Consider the following 21,046-nt stretch of genomic DNA (forward strand, 5'->3'; position numbering starts at 1 on the left):
ACTGGCAATGGATAAGGCGCACAATTTACAGCTTCGGGGTGGGACGTACCACGTCAGATTCGACGTTCCCGCTGACGTACGTAAGGCGTTCGGTGGTAGGCGTGTTATGTCGAAGTCCCTTAAAACGGGTTCGTTGACTGAGGCCATGCATCGTCGTAGTCAGTATCTCCTAGCGTGGTGGGAACGGGTTGATGCTGCTCGTGATGGCGTACCGCTGGCAGAGGGCTGGCAGGATGGTGTCTTGGAAACGATCACTGCACTCGATGGGATGATGCAGGACCAGAAGCGCGGCCTGATTGGCGAGAAAGTGCCACAGGTAGAGATCGACCCTGCTGTCGAGGCGCGTATGCGATCAAACCCAAGGTTTGTGGCTGCCTTCGAGGCATGGGTCAGGGACCACTTACAAGACGGCATGGATGGCAAGGTGCGACTCTTTGATGAGTTGGGGCAGGGTATCCAGTCGCTCATTCCCGCCGCCCTGACACGCTCTCAGAACATCCCAGCGGGTCAACTCCAAGAGCTAAAGGCGCTGATCGCTGATCCGTCTACACACAGATCTAAATCACCGATCACGTCAGCGGCCTTGGAGGCGTTTCGCGCTTTCAGGACGAAGCATGGTGTGTCATCTGCAAACATAGCTACGCAGCACAAGCGGCTAATGCACCTGTCCGCATACCTCGCTGAAACGGGCAAGGCTTTAGACTTCGATTGTGTGGCGGCTTGGATCGATTCGCTAGGCTTGGCAGGCAAGACGCAGCAGCAATATTTGCTCGCCGGGAATGCTTTTTGGCGATGGGCAATGAAATACGACCCCCGATGGCGGGAGACCTTCAAGGGGGCGGTTAGTCCGTTTGAACGCCATGCTGTGGCTCTACCTAGGGGCAAGGCTGCTTTGGATGCGAAGCGTAAGGAGTTCACGCTACCCGACATGAACCGCCTGTACGCAGCAGCACAGGAGGCAGGCAATGTTCCGTTAGCCGACTTGATTAAGTTGGGCTACTACACCGGCATGCGGATCAGCGAGTTGTGTAGTTTGCGTACAGGCAACGTAGTCAACGTTGATGGCGTAGAAATGCTTGATGTCACAGACAGCAAAACTCCAGCCGGTATACGGTGCGTGCCTATCCATCCTGCGATATCCAGTCTCGTCATCCGTCTGGTGGAAGATTCGAGAGATGGGTTCCTCGTGGTCACTGATTTTGTGGGCAGGCAGGGTGACAGAACCGGCGCGATAGGTAAGGCATTCGGGGCACTCAAGACATCCCTCGGCTACGGTGGTCAGCACGTATTCCACTCAATCAGAGGTACCACGATCACCCAGCTTGCCCGCCATGATGTGCCCTACCCAATGATTTGCGAGCTTGTGGGTCATAAGACTAAGACAGTCACCTTTGATGTGTACAGTGCAGGTTTCAGCGCCCAGCAGAAGCTCACTGCAATATCGACGGTGCCTAGGCTGAGGACTGATTGTTGATGCAGTGGCTACCACAAGTCCGAGAACTCATGTGACGCGATACTGCCAAATCATGCAGAAATCGTGCCACAAAGTGAAATACTGCTTGACAGAATCACGTTTTGCGTGGTAAACTTAGGTACATAAGTAGAGAAAGATTCTCTCGCCCCTCCTTCCGCAATACCCCCACGTTTTCTCCTAGCTTCACCCGGCCCGGTCCTCCATGCCGTCCAGACGTAGCTTGTCGTCGGCCATACAAGTTAGTTCGGGCTCGGAAGGCCCTTCGTACCTAAGTCCTAGGTTGAACGAAATGGACAACTAATTCGTAACACTGAAGCCAAGCATCGGCTCAAAAAGCCCTTGAGGCATGAAGTTCCCTCTAGCTTCGTGCCTTTCTTTTCGTCGTCAGCACTCTTCGGTGCGTTTCGGTTCCAACTAAAACATCCCAACTACCCAAGCCACCTAGTTCAAAAGGAGCCAGCCTATGGCCGTAGTAAAGCGAAACTGTATCCACTGCGGTGCAACGTTCGATTCAAAGAATTCTCGCGGAGTGTATTGCAGCGCCGCATGTAAGTCCCAACATCACCGGATTCGAAAAGTTACCGAGCGAAGAGTAGTCGTTGGGCGGCTCGAAGTTATCTTTCGCGATGTCAATCCGACAACAACACAAGAAATGCTTGAGCAGATGGTGCATGACGCACTAACGCCTGAGATTTTGAAAATTATCCACGACAACAACGAACAACCAATCCAACTAGGAGAATCTCATGCTTAAATCAGTAGACACTAAAGAGCTTGCTCGCCGTATTGCCGAAGCTCAAGCGCTATACAAAGACCGCAAGAGCGGAATCGACCATTACGCCGAAGTTGACCCTGTATCCGGGCGCCCCATCAGTAAATACATTGACGGCGGCGTTGAAACATTCCCTGTGCCAAGCGCCTTTGAAGTACTTCCCGTGTACCTTGAGGCTATGGCGGCAGGTAACACGCTTCACCAGCTTGGACTTGTTCAGGTTGGTTTGGACTTTCATGGCAATCCGCAGTTCGAGTTGTACACGCACCGGCCTGCTCAGGTTCAGAAGCTTGCACTAGACAAGATTGCAGCGGACGTAACAACTCAGTACACCAAAGAGATCGAAGAGCATAACGAGGCATTCATCCAGCAGGCCGTTACTGACCAACTCCGTGTAGACGCTGCTCGTGAAGAGCGTGAGCGGGCTAAAGCTGCTGCTGAGAAACGCGCTGAAGTTGAAAAACAGATTCGTGAAACTTTCACTGTTCAGCCAACTACGGAAGTTACAAAGTCCGCTCCAGCCCGAGGAAAGCGCTGATGGATGGTTTAACCAAGTTGCTGTTAACCAAGTACGCACCAGATAAGCTACAAGAACCTAAAGTAATAAATAAAGTAGAGGCGCCACTAGTTCAGCACCTTGCAACCAAAAGCGCCCCAGAGGCTCTACAGGAGGTTGTAGATATGGTTGTTATCATGAGTTCAAACGATTATAGCGAGAGCACCATTTTCAAAGCACTTCGCGAGTTCAACACGTCACACCCAGAGTTGATGTCCAGAAGCTTCACATTGCCAGTTGGTCAGCATGGTATCCCGGTTGGCTCATGGGTGTTTGTTACATCACAGGAAAACGATTAATGCAAAAACCAGCTACACCGGAACAAGTTCTGAAAAATGAACCACAGCAGTACTACAGCATCACTCGCATTACCGGCTCACGCAACATTACGGGCTTTGCATGTGCCTTGGGCCAATACCTTCGTAGCTATATTGCCCCTGATATCTACTTTAGTTATAAGTGGGTCAAACTTCCTGATGGCACCGTACATTTTGCTATTGTCGGTTCGAGAGCCGTACAGGATGTGTTTGAACAATACCTGACCATCAATCAAGGTGATTACTTCGACCAGACGAGCTTTGTCAGCTTTGGGCGAAATGACCGGGCATTTAACCGAGTGTTCAACGGGCACTTCGAGCAGCGTCAGCAACCCTACGGTTACGCCAGTGGGGGTAGTCAGTGAGTGCCCATAACGAAGAGATTGCACGCCTAACAGGTACGTTGGTATTCGATGTAAAGGCAGGCCCGCTGCTTGCGTTTGAGCAAATGCTAAAACGAGTGCAGGGCACTATGTTGGGTGTGATGAAAACAGCGGATGACTTGAACAAGAAGCTGGACAAGAAATTCAGTATCACATCACGTCGTGATGCATCAACAGCAGCTAACGCAGCAGTTCAAAAGAGTCTCGACAAACAGATTGCCACTGAGGGAAAGCTGGCTCGACTACGACAATCTCAGTTTAGGGCTCAGCTTGCCGAGCAAAAGCTAACATCTGCTGGGAAACGTGAAGAGTCGTTTCTGCAAAGTGCAGTGCTCAAGCAACAAGTGACCGCTGCTGTGCTATCAGCCAAACAACACAAGGCCGAACAAGAGGCATTGAAAGTTGATCTTGGAAGGGCGAAGCTACAGGCTACGGCAGAACAGTCAAAGATTCGAGAGGCGCGACTAGCTGACATCCTGCAACGTCGCCAAGAACGTACAGTTCAATTGCAGCAACAGGCTGCGCTGCATCAGTCCAAGTTGCAGCGTGCCGAGGCTAGCCTAGCTCGTGAACGTGGTATTCGACTTGCTGAGCGCCATCAAGCATCCAAACTTGCGGCAACTCTCCGTGACAGTAGGGCCGCTGTACGGGCCGAACAAGGCGCTGGCCGATACTCGATGGCTCAAGAGCGCTTCGCTGCGTGGAAAGCTCGTCAGGACCGTCCAGAGAGCGGCGGGCTAGGCGGACTCACCGTTGGCCTTGGCGCCGCTGGGGCAGCGTTGTACGCCCTCACCGAGGCTGCCAGTTATCTTGGTAAGCGTATCGAACAGCGCCAAGAAACAGCCGCCGACAATCAGCAGTTCGACAACACGTTGCTGGCCGCTGGCAACAACGACAAGGAGCGAGCACGAATCAAAGCAGCGTACATCGGCAACAGCCAAGAGTACGGAATGAAGATCGACCGCGAATCCGCCGTCGCTTACTCAAACATGATTCAAGGCTTCCGGGCTCAGGGGAAAACACTGGAAGAGGCCATCCAGTTGCAGAAGGATCAAGCCGCAGTGTTCCGTATCGGTAACTTGGACAAGACGCAGCAATACTCTGCCGCCCTCCAGCTCAATCAGGGTTACTCGAAAGACCGATTCATGGGGCAGGATCTACGCCCTCTGACCGACGCCCTTGGCACACGTCTAACAACGATCCTATACCAAGCAATTGGTAAGGCGCTTGGTTACAAAGGTGACGTGAACAAGCTCGCCGGTTTCGTGCTGGAAGCGCAACACGATGGCCGTGTAAATGGGGCGATGGTTCAACAGGGGCTACGTGACATCGTTGCACAGTCGCCTGAGCTACTTGAACGCCACAAGCACTCACTTGACGCACAAGCGGTACGTGTCGAGAACGATCAGTACTTGCGGAGCGTAGGGGTTAACGAAAATCCCGAGCTGATTGCCGCTCTAGGTGATCGCCTGACAGCGGAGCGCCAGTTGATTGAAAGCACCACTGGCCTACAAAACGCTTTTAGAGACTTCGATACCGTATTGGTGAAGCTTCAAACCAGCATGCTAAACATGATGGCCGGGAAAAACGCGGACAACAGTTCGAAAACTGCGCAACAACGAGCTGAGGAAGTCGGAGCTGCGTACATGATTGAAGGCTCTGGGATTAGCCCCTTCGATATTAACGGTAAGGGTGGTAGTTCCCTCACTACACAACAGCGGCTTGATTCCGACATAAATGATCCTGTGTCGAAGCTGTGGCGCCTCCTTGGTGTTGGCAAAGACTTACAACAAGTGGCCGATGACAACCGCCAGCGTTGGGGTCAAGTTGGTTTTGATGAGCAGCATGCTCCACTTGATCCGCGAATGCCTCCACTGGACATGTCAGGTTTGAACACCAAGAGTCTGCCGAACTTTGGTCGCCATCTTGAAGACCTGTTGAGCCAGTCCGACCCAAACAATGCAGTTGCCAAGGTTGCTGCTCAAGCAGTTGCGACAGCATCGCGTGCTACTCCGGGTAGTCGTGGCGAAATGGTTGCTGATGATCAGTCTGCTAAAGGCGGTACAACCATCAATAACCAAACAACTGTAAACGCTCCCCCTGTTGAAATCACAGTGAACGTGAAGACGGATGCTAACGCTACTGAGATTGCGACCGCTGTTAGCGGACAAGTACGTGAGGAAATGCAGAAGACTTTCCAGAGTTATTTGCCGAAGGAGGTTCAGTGAGGTACGACGATATTTCAAGTCAGCTTGACTACCACGCTGCTGCAACCCAATACGTGATCGAAACATACGGAGAGCAAGTTGCCCAGCAGCTCCCCGGTGTCGCTGACACAGTTTGGTCTTGCGTGATGATGGGTATGCCAGAAGGGCTTTGCTGGTTAACCGTCTTGGGCGATCACAGGTTGCCACCGCCAGAGCGTGACTAACAAACAATCGTGCCTCTAGTAGGCGAATGCTTCCTCTCGCATATGCCGCAACCCGCGTTACATAAGGGCTGGAGCCACTTTTCAGTGGACATCTTCCGTGTGCCTCGCACACAACATTACCCACTCACAGGAGAAACAATATATGGCTAGGCCATACGAATTCACATCATCGGGGGCGGCGCTTACAGCCGCCATGACTCTGTGCGGGACAACCCGCAAACGGTTCATTGTTCAAGAAGTGATTAACCACCAAGGGCTCCACCGCTGGGTGGTAGTTCACCCGGATGGTAATCCGGCCATTCCCTATCTGGAGTTTTCAGCATGAAGACATGCACATGCCGCGCCTGTGGGCGAACTTTCACCGTTTCCAAGCCAATGCCCTTTTGTTCTGGGGCATGCCGTATTACGTACCAATCAAGTAACCAAACCAATACCTCGACGACCCAAGTAGGAGTCAGCACTAGTGACAACAGCAGCACCGAGCAAGACCACCACTAAGGCAGTTTACCGCCGCCCGACATGCCCCGAATGTAAACAACGATTCCGTACAAAGAGCGCTACAGCCATCTACTGCACCCGCCAGTGCAAACAGTTCGCCGCCTCCACCAAGAGACGAACTGCACGCCTTGCCAAAGCTACCAACTCCGCCTTCTTGTACCACCTAGCCTACGAGTGTGAACGTGCGGGAACACTACAAATCCTCACCGGCCACACCGTAGACTCGCTGGTAGCACTTCACGACGTATACAAACTCAAGCTCAAGGCCAACCAGTACGGACAGACCAAAGGCTTTGAGATCAGCCACGTTGTCCCAGTGCAAGGCCACGCCTTCATTGGTCTCTACCACGCTGAAAACCTTGTAGTGGCACCCACTCAGCTCAACCGTACTCACGGCACAAAATACTACGGCCATGGCCTCAGCATCAGTCGTAGCGCCTTGGTATCCAAGCATGCTGTAGAGAGGGGCGCCCCCCGTAAGCAAACAGTAGAACGCATCATCAGGTTCCTTGGGCCTGATGTAGTAGCCGACTTGGTGAAGGCTGCCAAGATCCAGTCAACCCAGCGCCATGCCCTGACAGCTTGGCTACAGGATCACCTAGACCCAGTTGTTCCAGAGCACCGCGATTACCTAGACAGCCTCGACGGCATGACCACTCAAGCCTTGAGGGCTCTCAAGGCGACATTGGAAGGCAAGGAGGGAAGTAGGGCATTCGTGGTGAAGACCACCACGTACACAGCCTCTGACGTGTCCCTGCTGGAGCTAGAGCGCCACTCCACATACAGGCCAGAGCTAGCTCACGTAGTGAACATTCTTCGCAAGCGTGTAGCCCCGTTTATGTCGCAGCACTTGAGCCGTATCAATCTCAACGCCCAAGAGCAGCAGGCAGTCTTTGACCTGTTACACGGCCAGCCTGTTGAAGCCATCCAGAACGTCCTAGATGAATACATTGCCCGCCACACGAGTGTCATGGATCACGGCGAGCGTATCCCTGCATACGCTCCTATCGTGTTCGCCGTTCCATCCAAGCAAACAGCAACACCGGTCATTCCCGTTGCACAGGCTTCTGTAAGGGTGTTGGCGAGACTGAAGGGTTTTGCTAAGTCTCTTGATGACCCAGTGCTAGACGTGGTTCCTGTGATGCCTCGTGTACGCCAAGCGGTGGCGGTTGATCCGCTTCCGTGGGAGCGATAGCTAGTTACAGTCCCTCGATGTATTTGTTGGTCAGGTTCGGATACAGCTCCAGAATGGTCAGGCTAGATTCTTCCCCCGTCTTGGTGTCGATCTTGTTTCCTACAGCTATGCCGAAACTGCCTGCTATGCCGCCAATCATGACTGCTTCTGTCTTGGATGCATTTGTAACATCTGCTACCACGAACGCAGCAAGAGAGCCTACGGTCGCTCCAGCGGCATTGCCAACTGTTAGGCCGCTGCGTAGCATTTCTTGTACTCCTATGCTTGCTGCCGTCACTGCTGCCAATGCTCTCGGGCTGAATCCTTTCTTTCTGTCTCCTCGTATAGAGGTAGCAGCTTTACTTTTGTCGTTCATGTGAGACCCGTCAGTGACGATGGCGTATTGGATAACTAAGTGATAGCACATTGCTTTCTTTCCGTCATCACGGCATTGCCCTCCGCCTAATCTCCCTGCCATGCTAGGGCGAACTGATCCAAGGCACCATGGAGCGATAACCTTGAGCGGGAAGCAAAGCAAACGGAAGCGTAAGAACCAAGCCGAACAGTCCAAGCCGAGACTCGATGCTGTGTACGGTACAGCCTCGGGTGATCTCTCTTTTCTCACGATTACCTTCGATGAGAGCGGTCGATTAACTATCCCTGAGCTAGACCCAGGTTCGATACAGCGTCGCATCACCTACGAGCGTGACGGGAAGAGGGAGAAGGTGGTGTATGCCGCTCCTGCCGAAGACTTCACCCAGGATAAAAGCCAGTGGGGGGAGTTGGTTCAGCGGTTCGACTACCTGATGGCCGTCGATACGAACACGCTTAAAGAGCTTCCAAATGGTATTCGCGTCAGTGTTTGCACAGTGTTTGGCTTTTCAAATGCCATTGCCCGGCTTGGGCCAAAAGATCATTCCAAGCATGTCGAGTCGTACCTTATATGCGATACGAACACAGACTTTACTATCAGCCATGAGCCTATAGGATGGCACCTCGCAGTTACCCGCAGTGTTGTGCCATTTCTCCAGGGTGGTAAGAGCGTCGGATTGATAACCGATCACGATTTTGGAGGGATTGCCGATTATAACAGTGGCCGGTCGCCGTATTTTGCTGACTTCACATTGCCTGACAGCATCGCCTTCCTCTACGCGTCGTCTGACAAGACGGATAACTTTGCAAACACCTTGATTCGTGAGTGTGATCGCGGGGCGACCAAGATCCTTGAAAAGGTAAAGGACCGAACCATTCGCAGCTTTCTCCACGCGGGAGACCCTATTGAACTTGGTTCAGCGCTTTGCTTCCGTGTAAGAGTAGAGCCTACGCCGAAGGAAACCCCTCCATAACCTACCCAAAACCCCACGGAAACCTCCTGCGTGAGTGTCGTCCCCCTAGAACGGAGTTCTACGGCGATAGGGCTGTAGCCCAGTGTCCATGTGGCTTGTGGAGGAGTGTTGCTAAGCTTTTTCCCGTGGCTACGTTCAAATCGAGGTTTTGACGCCAGAATCCCCAAAATGAACCGGGATCACCGTTTTTCCACGGACGGCAACACTCGGCCCCACCTACGTCTTGGGCGAGCTACGCTCCTTGCATCACCTGGGCGGAAGCGCCCATCACCAGCGCAAGGGAAGTTGAAGATGCCCGCATACGGATCAGAAGTGCTTGATGAACTACTCATGCGAATCCACAAAGGCCAACACGAAGTATCCGGGAGCGATCTTGGCCCGTTCCAGAACCTGTTAGCGATGGGCCTTGTTGAGTTCACCGGCGAAGGTGGCCCCAGCCGTTACACGGGCGTTCTGCCCACCAACGCAGGCAATCTGCGGATAATGGCCCTGATAGCGAGTTCTAAGAAACCTTCCGATGGTCAAGAGGGTTAACTATCAAAGAAGTAGACTTCTCTAGTAGTGGGATAACCGCCTGTCCGATAGGTGATTCTGCTATCAAATATCTATCCACTATTGGCTATAAGATAGTTTATCTTTGATCTATCAACTCAATAGAATAAAGGATAGCCAGCCATGAACGCACATTTGTACTTGAGGGCCAGCACCAAGGATCAGGACGCAAATCGTGCCAAGGAGTCCCTTGAGGCATTCGCTGCTGAGAAGTCCCTCACCATTGCAGGCGTTTACGCCGAGAACATCAGTGGGACGAAGCTCAACCGCCCTGAACTGATGAAACTGCTTGATGTAGCTCAACCGGGCGACATCCTCCTTTGCGAGTCTGTAGACCGTCTCAGCAGGCTTTCCCAAGAAGATTGGCTGACCCTCAAGACGACAATCAAGACAAAGGGCTTGCGTCTGGTTATAGCTGACTTGCCTACCAGTCATATGTTGGTGGTAGACAGGGGCATCAGCGGGCAAATCATGAACGTGATCAATGACATGCTGATCGAACTCATGGCTACCATGGCCCGCCTTGATCAAGAGAAGCGTGTTGAACGGATCCAGCAGGGCTTGCAGAAGAAACGGGCAGAAGATCCCAGCTGGAAGCCAGCCGGTAAGGGCAAGAATGCCGAATTGTGGAAGAGGGTAGAGGCGCTGATCGTGAAGAATCCAACCCTGTCGGCGGATGATGTTGCCAAGCTGGCAGACTGCGGCGTTGCCACGGTGTACAGGATCAAGCGTGAACTGAAAGCCTAACTGTAACGGCCCACAGAGCCCGCCTTGAGCGGGCTTCATTGCATTTGATCAAGTTGACAGCGCAGCCCCTTACGCCCTCCAGAATCGACCCCAGCGGCACCCAGTCCATACTGTTATTTGTATATTAAGAACGGCTTGCGAAGCTCAGTGTTGCCGTTGTTAAGTTCATAGTTGAAGTATCCGAATTCGCCCCAGCCAAACCCAAATCACCGTCGATGGGCATCAAAAAATTCGGCGGGGGGGGTGGTTAGGGTTATTTCTTGCTGGATGAGAATCAATCGCCCATCTAGTTGCATTTGATTTTTGGGGGCGGGGTAAGCTCTCGCAGAAAAAGTGCCTCTGGTTCGCTACCATTCTGAAATGCCCTCAGTGATCAGGATGAACCATGACAACTGCACACCCATGGAAGCTTTCAATAGCAGACGCCTACGCCAACCGATATGGAGAGGTGGCACAAGACTTCTTGAACCTAGTGGTAGAGCCAGCGTTGGCGGGCCTCGACAGGAAGGCTGTTGAGCTTGCTAAGAACCCAGACCAAGCTATTGCATCGATTCAGGCGCTCGACCACATCAACCTGACCGCTAAAACATCAATGGCGCTTTGTCTCGGTATCCAATCCGTGTGGGAGCAGCAATTGAGGAGTTACCTGAGGAATTGCATCGGGTCTTTGCAACTGGGCGATGAACTCCAGAAGCGTCTTGACGATGTGAAGTGGGGCGACAAAATGAACAGTCTGTTCCTAGATGTAAGGGGCATCGATTTCCAGAGTTTCGATTCCTACGGGCACCTTGATCTACTTCAAACCCTTGGCAACGTTTGTCGCCATGGTGAGGGAAAATCTGCAATGAAGCTGCGAAAGAATCACACCGGCCTATGGCCTCATTGGGCCGATACCGTCAAATATCCAAACGTGCCGGTGACTTATCGTGCCCCGGTTGATGGAATCCGTATTCCCGTTGGACTGCTGCGAGAGTTGGTTAATGCAGTGGTCCTGTTTTGGCTTGATATGCGGCGTCTCGGCACTGAAAGTCTGTTGGATGACCAGCCAGGCTTGCAGGGTGAAGTTGAATCTCTTCTGGCCCGGCGTACGACTTTTCTGCCGTCGCGTAAGCCATTGATTTAACTGGGGTCATACAAGTGTCGATATAGCGTTGTATTAGACAAAGCAGAATCGCTACCACACTCAAATCATACTTGCAAGAAATATTCCTTGGCGCGATAGTGGCATTTTGGTATAATGCCCTTGACCTTTCACGCCGGTAACACCACCACAACGCTTGGATCAGCCCACAGATACCTACATACGTGTCCCCACAAATCAAAGCTTCGCTTTTGATCTTGACTCACCCGAAAGCGTGAGCTTTCAAGTTATCCGCCCTTCGACGTTCCGTCGCTACTGAGTCAGTGGATAGCGCTAAGCTATCAATTTCGCCAACCCAATAGAGCAGAAGCAAGATCAAAAGCTAAAGGCTGGTTTTGTGGATCATGGGTATTGGTCGAGGTACATCCCGGAGGATGGTGGTGTTGCCACCTCAGGGGTGGGTCTTGACCTTCGGTCGAAGGGGATCACCTGTCATCGGTGCTGACGGTGAAGGGGGCAGGAGTAGAAGAAATTTTGCATAGAATCTTGCGTAGAAAAATCCAGGCCAGGCTTTTGTTAACTGATTGATTTGTAAGTAAAATAAAAACTGGCGCGAGAGTATATAGCTCACGCGCCCGTATTTATATGACCTTCGCTGTATGGGTATGAGCGGTTAGCGGACTTTACCCTCAGCCTGGGTCAGCTCTTCCTTGCTGAAATCATCCACGTCGATCACCTTGCGGCGTGCCGCTTCAGCGTCCCGCAAGGTTTGCGCTTCGGCCGGTTGCAGCACCCCGGCGTGCAGTGCGGCGTCGATGGCATGTTCGCCGGCAGACGGCTTGACCTGGCCGCTTTTCAGCGCGGCATGCAGTTTTTTCTGCAGCGGATGGCTGGCACCCAGCAGGTCGTAGGCATGCTGCAGGGCGCCGACCGGGTCCTCCGCCGATTGCGGGCGGTAGCAGCCGGCCAGCAGTTCTTCGAGGGTCGGGTCGCCTTTGGCGCGGCCGATCACTGCGGCCACTTCGGCATCCAGTGCGTCGGACGGCCCGGTATGGCGACGGCCGAACGGGAACACGATCACCCGCAGCAGGCAACCGAGCACCTTGTTCGGGAAGTTGCTCAGCAGCTCATCCAGCGCGCGTTCGGATTCGCCAAGACTTTCTTCCATGGCCCAGGCGAACAACGGCTCCAGGTGGTCCGGCGAATCCAGGTCGTGATAACGCTTAAGCGCGGCCGACGCCAGGTACATGTGGCTCAGCACATCACCGAGGCGCGCCGACAGGCGTTCGCGGCGTTTCAATTCGCCACCCAGCAGCATCATGCTCAGGTCAGCGAGCAGGGCGAACGCAGCGGCCTGGCGGTTCAATGCACGGAAATAACCCTGGCTCAGGCGGTTGCCCGGGGCTTTCTCGAAGTGGCCCACGCCAAGGTTCAGCACCAGGGTGCTGGCGGCGTTACTCACGGCGAAACCGATGTGTTGCATCAGCAGGCCGTCGAACTCTTTCAGCGCCTGGTCACGGTCTTCACGACCGGCCAGGGCCATTTCCTTGAGCACGAACGGATGGCAGCGAATCGCACCCTGGCCAAAGATCATCAGGTTGCGCGACAGAATGTTCGCGCCTTCCACGGTGATGAAGATCGGCGCGCCCTGCCAGTTACGGCCCAGGTAGTTGTTCGGGCCCATGATAATGCCCTTGCCACCGTGCACGTCCATGGCGTGGCTGATGCACTCGCGGCCACGCTCGGTGAGGTGGTACTTAAGGATCGCCGAAAGCACCGAGGGTTTTTCCCCCAGGTCCACGGCGTTGGCGGTGAGCATGCGCGCGCTGTCCATCAGCCAGGCGTTGCCGCCGATACGCGCCAGGGCTTCCTGGATGCCTTCGAAGGCCGACAGCGGCACGTTGAACTGCTCACGCACCTGGGCGTACTGGCCGGTCACCAGGCTGGTGAACTTGGCCGCGCCGGTGCCGACCGCAGGCAGCGAAATCGAGCGGCCTACCGACAGGCAGTTCATCAGCATCATCCAGCCCTTGCCGAGCATTTCCTGGCCACCGATGAGGAACTCCAGGGGGATGAACACGTCTTTGCCGGAGTTGGGGCCGTTCATGAACGCGGCGCCCAGGGGAAGGTGACGACGGCCGATTTCTACGCCTGGGGTATCGGTCGGGATCAGCGCCAGGCTGATGCCCAAGTCTTCTTCTCCGCCCAGCAAGTGGTCCGGGTCATGCGCCTTGAAGGCCAAACCGAGCAAGGTCGCGACCGGGCCGAGGGTGATGTAGCGTTTTTCCCAGTTCAGGCGCAGGCCAAGGGTTTCCTTGCCTTCCCACTCACCTTTGCAGATCACGCCGGTGTCGGGCATGGCGCCCGCGTCCGAGCCGGCCAGCGGGCCGGTCAGGGCAAAACACGGAATGTCATCGCCACGCGCCAGGCGCGGCAGGTAGTGGTTGCGTTGTTCGTCGGTGCCGTAATGCAGCAGCAACTCGGCCGGGCCGAGGGAGTTGGGGACCATCACGGTAGAGGCCAGGTCGCCGCTGCGGGTCGCGAGTTTCATCGCGACCTGGGAGTGGGCATAGGCGGAAAAGCCCTTGCCGCCATATTCCTTCGGAATGATCAGGGCAAAGAAGCCATGAGTCTTGATGTGTTCCCAGGCAGCGGGCGGCAGGTCCATGGCCTGGCCGATTTCCCAGTCGCTGACCATCGCGCAGAGTTCTTCGGTGGGGCCGTCGATAAACGCCTGTTCTTCTTCGGTCAGTTGCGCCTTGGGGTAGGCCAGCAACTTGTCCCAATCGGGGCGACCGCTGAACAGTTCGCCATCCCACCACACGGTGCCGGCGTCAATCGCGTCGCGCTCGGTCTCGGACATCGGCGGCAGGACTTTCTGGAACCAGCTGAACAGCGGCTTGGTGAAGTATTGGCGGCGCAGGTCGGGCAGCAGCAAGGGCAGGGCCACGGCCGCGATCAACACCCAGAAGATCAGCAGCAGCCAACCCGGTGCGTGGCTCCAGGCGCCCATCGCCAGCAGGTAAACGGCGACCACGCCCAGGGCGGGCAGGGGCGCGGTGCGGCGGTGTGCCAGGTAGGCAATGCCGACCACCAGAACCAGTATCCACAACAACAGCATATTCAATCCTCCGTGAAACCAGGGGCGAAACCACCATGGAGCTTAGTCGGCATCCGAAAAAGCGCGGTGATCAGGGTGTAACGAGTTGTACAGCGGGCGCCGATCACCAGGCGCCGACATTTGGCCGAATCGTCGTTATCGCAAGGGCAGACCTGTGGTTAGACTCAAGCCTTCCTTCGGAGATAACGCGCATGGATACGTACCTGAATCCCAGCCGCTTCATCGATAGTGACCACCCTGCGGTGGTGGAGTTCGCTGAAAAACATCGCGGTCCCAGCGCGGGTTTGCGTGACCAGGCAGTCAGTCTTTATTACGCCGTGCGTGAGACGATTCGCTACAACCCCTACACCTTCAGCCGCGACCCAGGCACCTTGAACGCCAGCTTCGCCTTGGCGGCCGGTGAGAGTTATTGCGTGCCCAAGGCCACGCTGCTCGCCGCCTGCGCCCGCCACTGCGGTATCCCGGCGCGCATCGGCCTGGCGGACGTGCGCAATCATCTGTCGACGCCGCGCCTGATCGCCTTGCTCAAAAGCGATGTGTTCGCCATGCACGGCTATACCGAGGTGTACTTGAACGGCCGTTGGGTCAAGGCCACCCCGGCGTTCAATAGCCAACTGTGCGAAGTGTTCGATGTGCCGCCATTGGCGTTCGATGGCATTCACGACAGCGTGTTTCACGCGTTTAATCGCCAGGGCCAGCGTTCGATGGAGTATGTGTTGGACCACGGGCAGTTTTCCGACGTGCCCGAAGCGTTTTTCTTCGCGCATATTCAGCAGTGTTACCCGCACCTGTTCGCCGAAGACATGCCGCAACAGTTGGGCGATAGGCAGACCGATTTAAGCCGCGCGTGAACCGGCGTATGCTGCTGCGTTCATCAAGCCATGTTCACCAACAATAAGGCGCGGTCATGCTGAAAATCTGGGGTCGTAAAAATTCATCAAACGTCAGGAAAGCACTGTGGTGCGCCGAGGAACTCGGCCTGGATTATGAGGCAATTGATGCGGGCGGGGCTTTTGGTGTGGTCGACACGCCGCAATACCGAGCCTTGAACCCCAATGGCCGGGTGCCGATGATCGAAGATGGCGACTTTGTGCTGTGGGAATCCAACACTATCGTGCGTTACCTCTGCGCCAAGCAGGCATCGAGCTGGTACCCGAGCGACCTGCAAGCGCGGGCGAATGCCGAGAAGTGGATGGATTGGACCACCTCGACCCTCGCCGAACCGTTCAAGGCTGTGTTCTGGGGCATCCTGCGCACCCCGGCGGAAAAACAGAACTGGGACAGCATCAATGCCGGGCGCCAAGCCTGTATCGATGCACTGAGCACCGTGGACAAAGCCCTGGCCGAGCAACCTTACCTGTCCGGCAACGAAATCGGCATGGGCGATATCCCTTTGGGCAGCTTTATCTACGCCTGGTTTGAAATGCCCATCGAACGCCCTTCGATGCCCCATCTAGAGGCCTGGTATCAACGCCTGCAACAGCGGCCGGCGTACCGCAAAGCCGTGATGACCGCGTTGACTTAATACCCACTATTAATACGGGTGACTGTACTTGTGCGGCGCGGGCAAGCACCATGCCTGTCATGCGCCGCCGTTGAACTACCTGGGCTGCGCCCTCATCTATTCTTTCTATTCCCTTCTTTGGTGCGTATTCCGATATGAGTTCCGCTCTGTCCATCCGGCAGCTAACCAAAACCTACGGCAACGGTTTCCAGGCCCTGAGTGGTATCGATCTGGACGTTGCCGAAGGTGACTTCTTCGCCTTGCTCGGCCCCAACGGCGCCGGCAAATCCACCACCATCGGTATCCTTTCCACCCTGGTCAACAAGACCAGCGGCTCGGTGAATATCTTTGGCCATGACCTGGATAAATCCCCGGCGGCGCTCAAGCGCTCCATCGGCGTGGTACCCCAGGAATTCAACTTCAACCAGTTCGAAAAAACCTTCGACATCGTCGTCACCCAGGCGGGCTATTACGGCATCCCGGCGAAAATCGCCAAGGAACGTGCCGAGCAGTACTTGACCCAGTTAGGCCTGTGGGACAAGCGTGACGTGCCGTCGCGCTCACTCTCCGGTGGCATGAAGCGCCGCCTGATGATCGCCCGCGCCCTGGTGCACGAACCGCGCCTGCTGATCCTCGACGAGCCGACCGCAGGTGTGGACATCGAACTGCGTCGCTCGATGTGGACCTTCCTCACCGAGCTGAACGAGAAGGGCATCACCATCATCCTCACCACCCATTACCTGGAAGAGGCTGAGCAGCTGTGCCGCAACATCGGCATCATCGACCACGGCACCATCGTCGAGAACACCAGCATGCGTAACCTGCTGGGCCAGCTGCATGTGGAAACCTTTCTGCTCGACCTGAAAAACAACCTGACGGTGGCGCCGCAATTGCTCGGCTACCCAAGCCGGCTGGTCGATGGCCACACCCTGGAAGTCCAGGTGGACAAGGCCATGGGCATTACCGCGTTGTTCACTCAATTGGCAGCCCAGAACATCGAAGTGCTGAGCCTGCGCAACAAAACCAATCGCCTTGAGGAGTTGTTCGTGTCCCTGGTGGAGAAAAATCTGGCGAAGGTGGCGGTATGAGTTCCGAACTGCAACCCAACATTGTCGCGCTGCAAACCATCGTCTACCGCGAAGTGAAGCGCTTTACCCGGATCTGGCCGCAGACCCTGCTGCCGCCGGCGATCACCATGGTCCTGTACTTCGTGATTTTCGGTAACCTGATCGGTCGCCAGATCGGCGACATGGGCGGTTTCACCTACATGGAGTACATCGTGCCGGGCCTGATCATGATGTCGGTGATCACCAACTCCTACGGCAACGTGGTCTCCAGCTTCTTCGGCAGCAAGTTCCAGCGCTCCATTGAAGAGCTGATGGTCTCGCCGGTGTCGCCGCACACGATTCTGATCGGCTACACCTTGGGCGGTGTGCTGCGCGGCTTGATGGTTGGCGTGATCGTGACCTTGCTGTCGCTGTTCTTCACCCACCTGCAAGTGCATCACCTGGGCGTGACTATTTTGGTGGTGGTACTGACGGCGACGATCTTTTCGCTGCTGGGCTTTATCAACGCCGTGTTTGCACGCAATTTCGATGATATTTCGATCATCCCGACCTTTGTGCTGACGCCGTTGACTTACCTGGGCGGGGTGTTCTACTCCATCACCTTGCTGCCGCCGTTTTGGCAAACCGTATCGTTGGCCAACCCGGTGCTGCACATGGTCAATGCGTTCCGCTACGGCATTTTGGGCGTGTCGGATATCAAGATCAGCGTGGCGATCACCTTCATGCTGGTGGCGACCGTGGTGCTGTATGTGGGATGCGCGCGGTTGTTGGTGAGCGGGCGTGGGATGCGTACGTAAGCGTCGTTCCGCCATAGAAAAAGGCCTCCATGTGAGGCCTTTTTTGTTGAGTGACACAGCACAAAGGTGGGAGCAGGCAAGCCAGCTCCCACATTTTTAGGCTTTCAGTGCCAACTCAATGAGTTCATACAGCTCTTCAACCGGCAGCGGCGCACTGGAAAACAAACTGCGATACACCGTCGGCGCCGCAATCAGATTCAGCAGTCGGTCCAGACTCGGCAGCACATCCGCGCCGCCCTGATAACGGTCGAGAATAACCTGCATCTGGCCCATCAGAATGTTGCTGCAATAGTCCCTGGGATGGCTGCACTGCACGTCGCGCATCATGTTGCGGCCCAACTCGGAACTCATTTCATCCAGATACTGTTCGCCCCACGCGCGCAGGTCGCCGCGCAGGCTGCCAGTGTTGGCGGGCTCGCTGTCGGGGCGCAGCCGCTCCAGCGCCACGTCGGCGAGCAGCGCGGAAAGGTCGCCCCAGCGTCGGTAGATGGTCGACGGCGTAACACCCGCGCGCGCAGCAATCATCGGCACGGTAACGCTGGAGCGCTCATGGGCTTCCAGCAATTCGCGCGCGGCGTTATGCACTGATTCTTGAACCCGGGCACTGCGGCCCCCCGGGCGAAGGCCTTCTTTAATCGCCATGCATAAAACCTTAACACAAAGAATTTGCTTTAAGCGCTTGCCGGTAGCACACTCTGCAAAAGCAAAATATTAGCTTTAGCGGAGTGTGCACATGCCTAGCGTCATTTCTCAACGTTCCAGCCTGGCGTTCCTGGTCATCACGATGTTGACCTTCCTCGCTGCGTCCAGCGCACCGACGCCGTTGTATCAGGTTTATCAGGACAACCTGCATTTTTCCGCGGCGATGCTGACGGTGATCTTCGGTGTGTATGCCGTGAGCTTGCTGGCGGCGCTGCTGACCGTGGGTTCATTGTCGGATTACCTGGGGCGCAGGCCGGTGATTTTTGCTGCACTGCTGCTTAATAGTGTGGCGATGTTGCTGTTTATCAACGCTGACAGCACCGCCTACCTGATTGCCGCCCGAGCGCTGCAAGGTTTTGCCACCGGCACGGCGACGGCGGTGCTGGCGGCGACGCTGCTGGACACCGACCGCCTGCGCGGCCCGATGCTCAACAGCCTCGCGCCGCTTTTAGGCATGGCCAGTGGCGCTCTGGGCAGCGGCTTGCTCGTCGAATACGCACCACGTCCGACCCAGTTGATTTACCTCACGCTGCTGGGCTTGATGGTGCTGCAAGCGCTTTATGTGTGGCGCTTGCCGGAGACCGTCAGCCGCATTCCGGGTGCCTTGAAGTCATTGTCGCCAACCCTGCATGTGCCCGAGCAAGCACGCCGGGCCTTGTGGCTGGCGATGCCGCTGAACGTGGCGGTGTGGGCGCTGGGCGGGTTCTTTTCGTCGCTGGCACCTTCGCTGGTGCGGGCTTCAACCGGCTCGACTTCGCACCTGATCGGCGGCGGCCTGGTGGCCGTCGTGACCCTGAGCGGTGCGGTCATGATTTACAGCCTGCGCGAACACCCGGCAGACAAGGTCATGCGTCTTTCGGCGGTGCTGTTGGCGGTGGGCGTGGCCTTGCTGTTGGTCGCGGTGCAGAGCGCCAGTCTGTGGCTGTTTTTTGTCGCCAGTGTCATCGCAGGCTTTGGTTTTGGCGGCGGCTTTATGGGCAGTGTGCGCAGCATCGTGGGCTTGGCGCTGCCCCATGAGCGCGCCGGTTTGATGTCGGCATTCTATGTTTTGAGCTACCTGGCGTTCTGCGTGCCCGCGCTGCTGGCGGGTAACTTGAGCCGGGTGTTTGGCCTCATCGCCACTACCGATGGCTATGGCGCCGTATTGATCGTGCTGGCCCTCGGCGCGCTGGGCGGGTTGCTACTGCAGGGGGCGACACGGGCCAAGGCAGTGATCTAACCTATCCCTATATATTGGTAAAGTAGATAACAGTTAGAGATATTACCCGTTATATAGATATTCGATCAGGTTCTATGATGGCCTCAACCTCATGCGAGGAAGAGGATTACAGACATGACCTGCTCAAGCACCATCAGCTATAAACCGTTCAGTCACTTGACCCGTCCACGGGAAGTGATTCGTCAGTTCACCCCCAACTGGTTTGCCGCGACCATGGGCACCGGCGTGTTGGCCCTTGCCCTGGCCCAATTGCCGATCAACCTGCCCGGCGTGCACGCGATTGCCGAAGGCCTGTGGATGTTCACCGTCGGCCTGTTTGTGCTGTTCAGCGTGTTGTACGCGGCCCGTTGGTTGATGTTTTTCCACGAGGCGCGGCGCATTTTCGGGCACTCCACCGTGTCGATGTTCTTCGGCACCATTCCCATGGGCCTGGCGACGATTATCAACGGCCTGCTGCTGTTCGGCCTGCCGCGCTGGGGCGCCGATGTGGTGCCGTTGGCCGAAGCCTTGTGGTGGCTGGACGTGGCAATGGCGCTGGCGTGTGGCGTGTTGATTCCGTTCATGATGTTCACCCGCCAGGAGCACAGCATCGACCAGATGACCGCCGTGTGGCTGCTGCCCGTGGTGGCGGCCGAAGTCGCCGCCGCCAGCGGTGGTCTGCTGGCGCCGCACCTGGCCGACGCGCATTCGCAACTGGTGATGCTGGTGACCAGCTACGTGCTGTGGGCGTTTTCCCTGCCGGTGGCGTTCAGCATCCTGACCATCCTGATGCTGCGTATGGCCCTGCATAAGCTGCCCCACGCCAACATGGCCGCGTCGAGCTGGCTGGCCCTCGGGCCTATCGGCACCGGTGCGCTGGGCATGCTGTTGCTGGGCGGCGACGCCCCCGCGATCTTCGCCGCCAATGGTTTGCCGGGCGTCGGCGAAATGGCCAACGGCCTCGGCTTGGTGGCCGGCATCACCCTGTGGGGCTTCGGCTTGTGGTGGATGCTGATCGCCGTGTTGATCACCCTGCGTTACCTGCGTGCCGGCATTCCATTCAACCTGGGTTGGTGGGGTTTTACCTTTCCACTAGGCGTCTACGCCTTGGCCACGTTGAAGCTCGCTAGCTTGCTGAACCTGGGTTTCTTCAGCGTATTTGGCAGTGTGCTGGTGGTGGCGTTGGCGTTGATGTGGCTGATCGTGGCCTCGCGCACGGTGCAGGGCGCCTATAAAGGCGAGCTTTTTGTTTCACCTTGCATTGCGGGGCTAGCGAATAAGTAAGCGGGATTAGGTAAAGTCGTGGCCTGAAGATCAACAACAGCC

At 55.9% G+C, this 21,046-nt stretch carries 19 protein-coding genes; 16 read left to right on the plus strand and 3 right to left on the minus strand.

Features of this window, described 5'->3' with window-relative positions; all coding sequences use genetic code 11:
• Positions 1–7: 7 nt before the first annotated feature.
• From L8I05_RS12535 to L8I05_RS12565, 7 genes are all read left to right on the plus strand, one after another.
• The gene (locus L8I05_RS12535) at positions 8–1,474 is read left to right on the plus strand and encodes a tyrosine-type recombinase/integrase (protein ID WP_347341216.1); all 1,467 of its coding nucleotides are present in this window, start codon (positions 8–10) and stop codon (positions 1,472–1,474) included.
• Positions 1,475–1,937: 463 nt separating this feature from the next.
• Entirely contained in the window at positions 1,938–2,228 is a 291-nt protein-coding gene (locus L8I05_RS12540; protein ID WP_242169241.1) for a hypothetical protein, read from the plus strand.
• Positions 2,221–2,784, plus strand: coding sequence for a hypothetical protein (locus L8I05_RS12545; protein ID WP_242169243.1), 564 nt, complete (start codon positions 2,221–2,223; stop codon positions 2,782–2,784). The genes L8I05_RS12540 and L8I05_RS12545 overlap by 8 nt, the downstream gene beginning before the upstream one ends.
• The gene (locus L8I05_RS12550; RefSeq protein WP_242169245.1) at positions 2,784–3,101 is read left to right on the plus strand and encodes a hypothetical protein; all 318 of its coding nucleotides are present in this window, start codon (positions 2,784–2,786) and stop codon (positions 3,099–3,101) included. The genes L8I05_RS12545 and L8I05_RS12550 overlap by 1 nt, the downstream gene beginning before the upstream one ends.
• Complete coding sequence (locus tag L8I05_RS12555; protein ID WP_242169248.1) at positions 3,101–3,484, plus strand: hypothetical protein; 384 nt, start codon at positions 3,101–3,103, stop codon at positions 3,482–3,484. The genes L8I05_RS12550 and L8I05_RS12555 overlap by 1 nt, the downstream gene beginning before the upstream one ends.
• Positions 3,481–5,730 carry a hypothetical protein gene (locus L8I05_RS12560; protein ID WP_242169251.1) on the plus strand — a complete coding sequence of 750 codons (2,250 nt, stop codon included), beginning with the start codon at positions 3,481–3,483 and terminating at the stop codon, positions 5,728–5,730. Before L8I05_RS12555 ends, L8I05_RS12560 begins: the two co-directional genes overlap by 4 nt.
• Before the next feature lie 666 nt (positions 5,731–6,396).
• The gene (locus tag L8I05_RS12565) at positions 6,397–7,626 is read left to right on the plus strand and encodes a hypothetical protein (RefSeq protein WP_242169253.1); all 1,230 of its coding nucleotides are present in this window, start codon (positions 6,397–6,399) and stop codon (positions 7,624–7,626) included.
• A 4-nt stretch (positions 7,627–7,630) separates the two neighbouring features.
• On the opposite strand, the gene L8I05_RS12570 is transcribed toward L8I05_RS12565, so the two are convergent.
• Entirely contained in the window at positions 7,631–7,981 is a 351-nt protein-coding gene (locus L8I05_RS12570) for a hypothetical protein (RefSeq protein WP_242169255.1), read from the minus strand.
• Between the two features lie 142 nt (positions 7,982–8,123).
• On the opposite strand from L8I05_RS12570, the gene L8I05_RS12575 reads away from it, so the two are divergent.
• From L8I05_RS12575 to L8I05_RS12585, 3 genes are all read left to right on the plus strand, one after another.
• A complete protein-coding gene (locus L8I05_RS12575) occupies positions 8,124–8,951 on the plus strand; it encodes a hypothetical protein (protein WP_242169257.1) in 828 nt (275 codons plus the stop codon).
• Between the two features lie 675 nt (positions 8,952–9,626).
• Positions 9,627–10,250, plus strand: a complete 624-nt coding sequence (locus L8I05_RS12580) for a recombinase family protein (protein WP_242169259.1) — start codon at positions 9,627–9,629, stop codon at positions 10,248–10,250.
• Positions 10,251–10,635: 385 nt separating this feature from the next.
• A complete protein-coding gene (locus L8I05_RS12585; RefSeq protein WP_242169261.1) occupies positions 10,636–11,373 on the plus strand; it encodes a hypothetical protein in 738 nt (245 codons plus the stop codon).
• A 631-nt stretch (positions 11,374–12,004) separates the two neighbouring features.
• On the opposite strand, the gene L8I05_RS12590 is transcribed toward L8I05_RS12585, so the two are convergent.
• Entirely contained in the window at positions 12,005–14,452 is a 2,448-nt protein-coding gene (locus L8I05_RS12590) for an acyl-CoA dehydrogenase (RefSeq protein ID WP_242169263.1), read from the minus strand.
• A 191-nt stretch (positions 14,453–14,643) separates the two neighbouring features.
• On the opposite strand from L8I05_RS12590, the gene L8I05_RS12595 reads away from it, so the two are divergent.
• The 4 genes from L8I05_RS12595 to L8I05_RS12610 all read left to right on the plus strand — a co-directional run bounded on the left by L8I05_RS12595 (position 14,644) and on the right by L8I05_RS12610 (position 17,820).
• A complete protein-coding gene (locus L8I05_RS12595; protein WP_242169265.1) occupies positions 14,644–15,303 on the plus strand; it encodes a transglutaminase family protein in 660 nt (219 codons plus the stop codon).
• A gap of 56 nt (positions 15,304–15,359) precedes the next feature.
• A complete protein-coding gene (locus tag L8I05_RS12600) occupies positions 15,360–15,977 on the plus strand; it encodes a glutathione S-transferase (protein ID WP_177018347.1) in 618 nt (205 codons plus the stop codon).
• A 134-nt stretch (positions 15,978–16,111) separates the two neighbouring features.
• Positions 16,112–17,044, plus strand: coding sequence for an ABC transporter ATP-binding protein (locus L8I05_RS12605; RefSeq protein WP_159955150.1), 933 nt, complete (start codon positions 16,112–16,114; stop codon positions 17,042–17,044).
• Entirely contained in the window at positions 17,041–17,820 is a 780-nt protein-coding gene (locus L8I05_RS12610) for an ABC transporter permease (protein ID WP_106580691.1), read from the plus strand. Before L8I05_RS12605 ends, L8I05_RS12610 begins: the two co-directional genes overlap by 4 nt.
• Before the next feature lie 96 nt (positions 17,821–17,916).
• Here L8I05_RS12610 and L8I05_RS12615 read toward each other — a convergent pair whose 3' ends face one another.
• Positions 17,917–18,462, minus strand: a complete 546-nt coding sequence (locus L8I05_RS12615; protein WP_242169267.1) for a TetR/AcrR family transcriptional regulator — start codon at positions 18,460–18,462, stop codon at positions 17,917–17,919.
• A 91-nt stretch (positions 18,463–18,553) separates the two neighbouring features.
• Here L8I05_RS12615 and L8I05_RS12620 point away from each other — a divergent pair, with 91 nt between their 5' ends.
• Entirely contained in the window at positions 18,554–19,741 is a 1,188-nt protein-coding gene (locus L8I05_RS12620) for an MFS transporter (RefSeq protein ID WP_242169269.1), read from the plus strand.
• A 114-nt stretch (positions 19,742–19,855) separates the two neighbouring features.
• Positions 19,856–21,004 (plus strand): TDT family transporter, encoded by a 1,149-nt coding sequence (locus L8I05_RS12625; RefSeq protein ID WP_242169271.1) that lies wholly within the window; start codon positions 19,856–19,858, stop codon positions 21,002–21,004.
• Positions 21,005–21,046: the final 42 nt, after the last annotated feature.

The organism is Pseudomonas sp. MONT-RG-20F-20-E-7-02, assembly GCF_022662395.1.
Taxonomy (GTDB): domain Bacteria; phylum Pseudomonadota; class Gammaproteobacteria; order Pseudomonadales; family Pseudomonadaceae; genus Aquipseudomonas.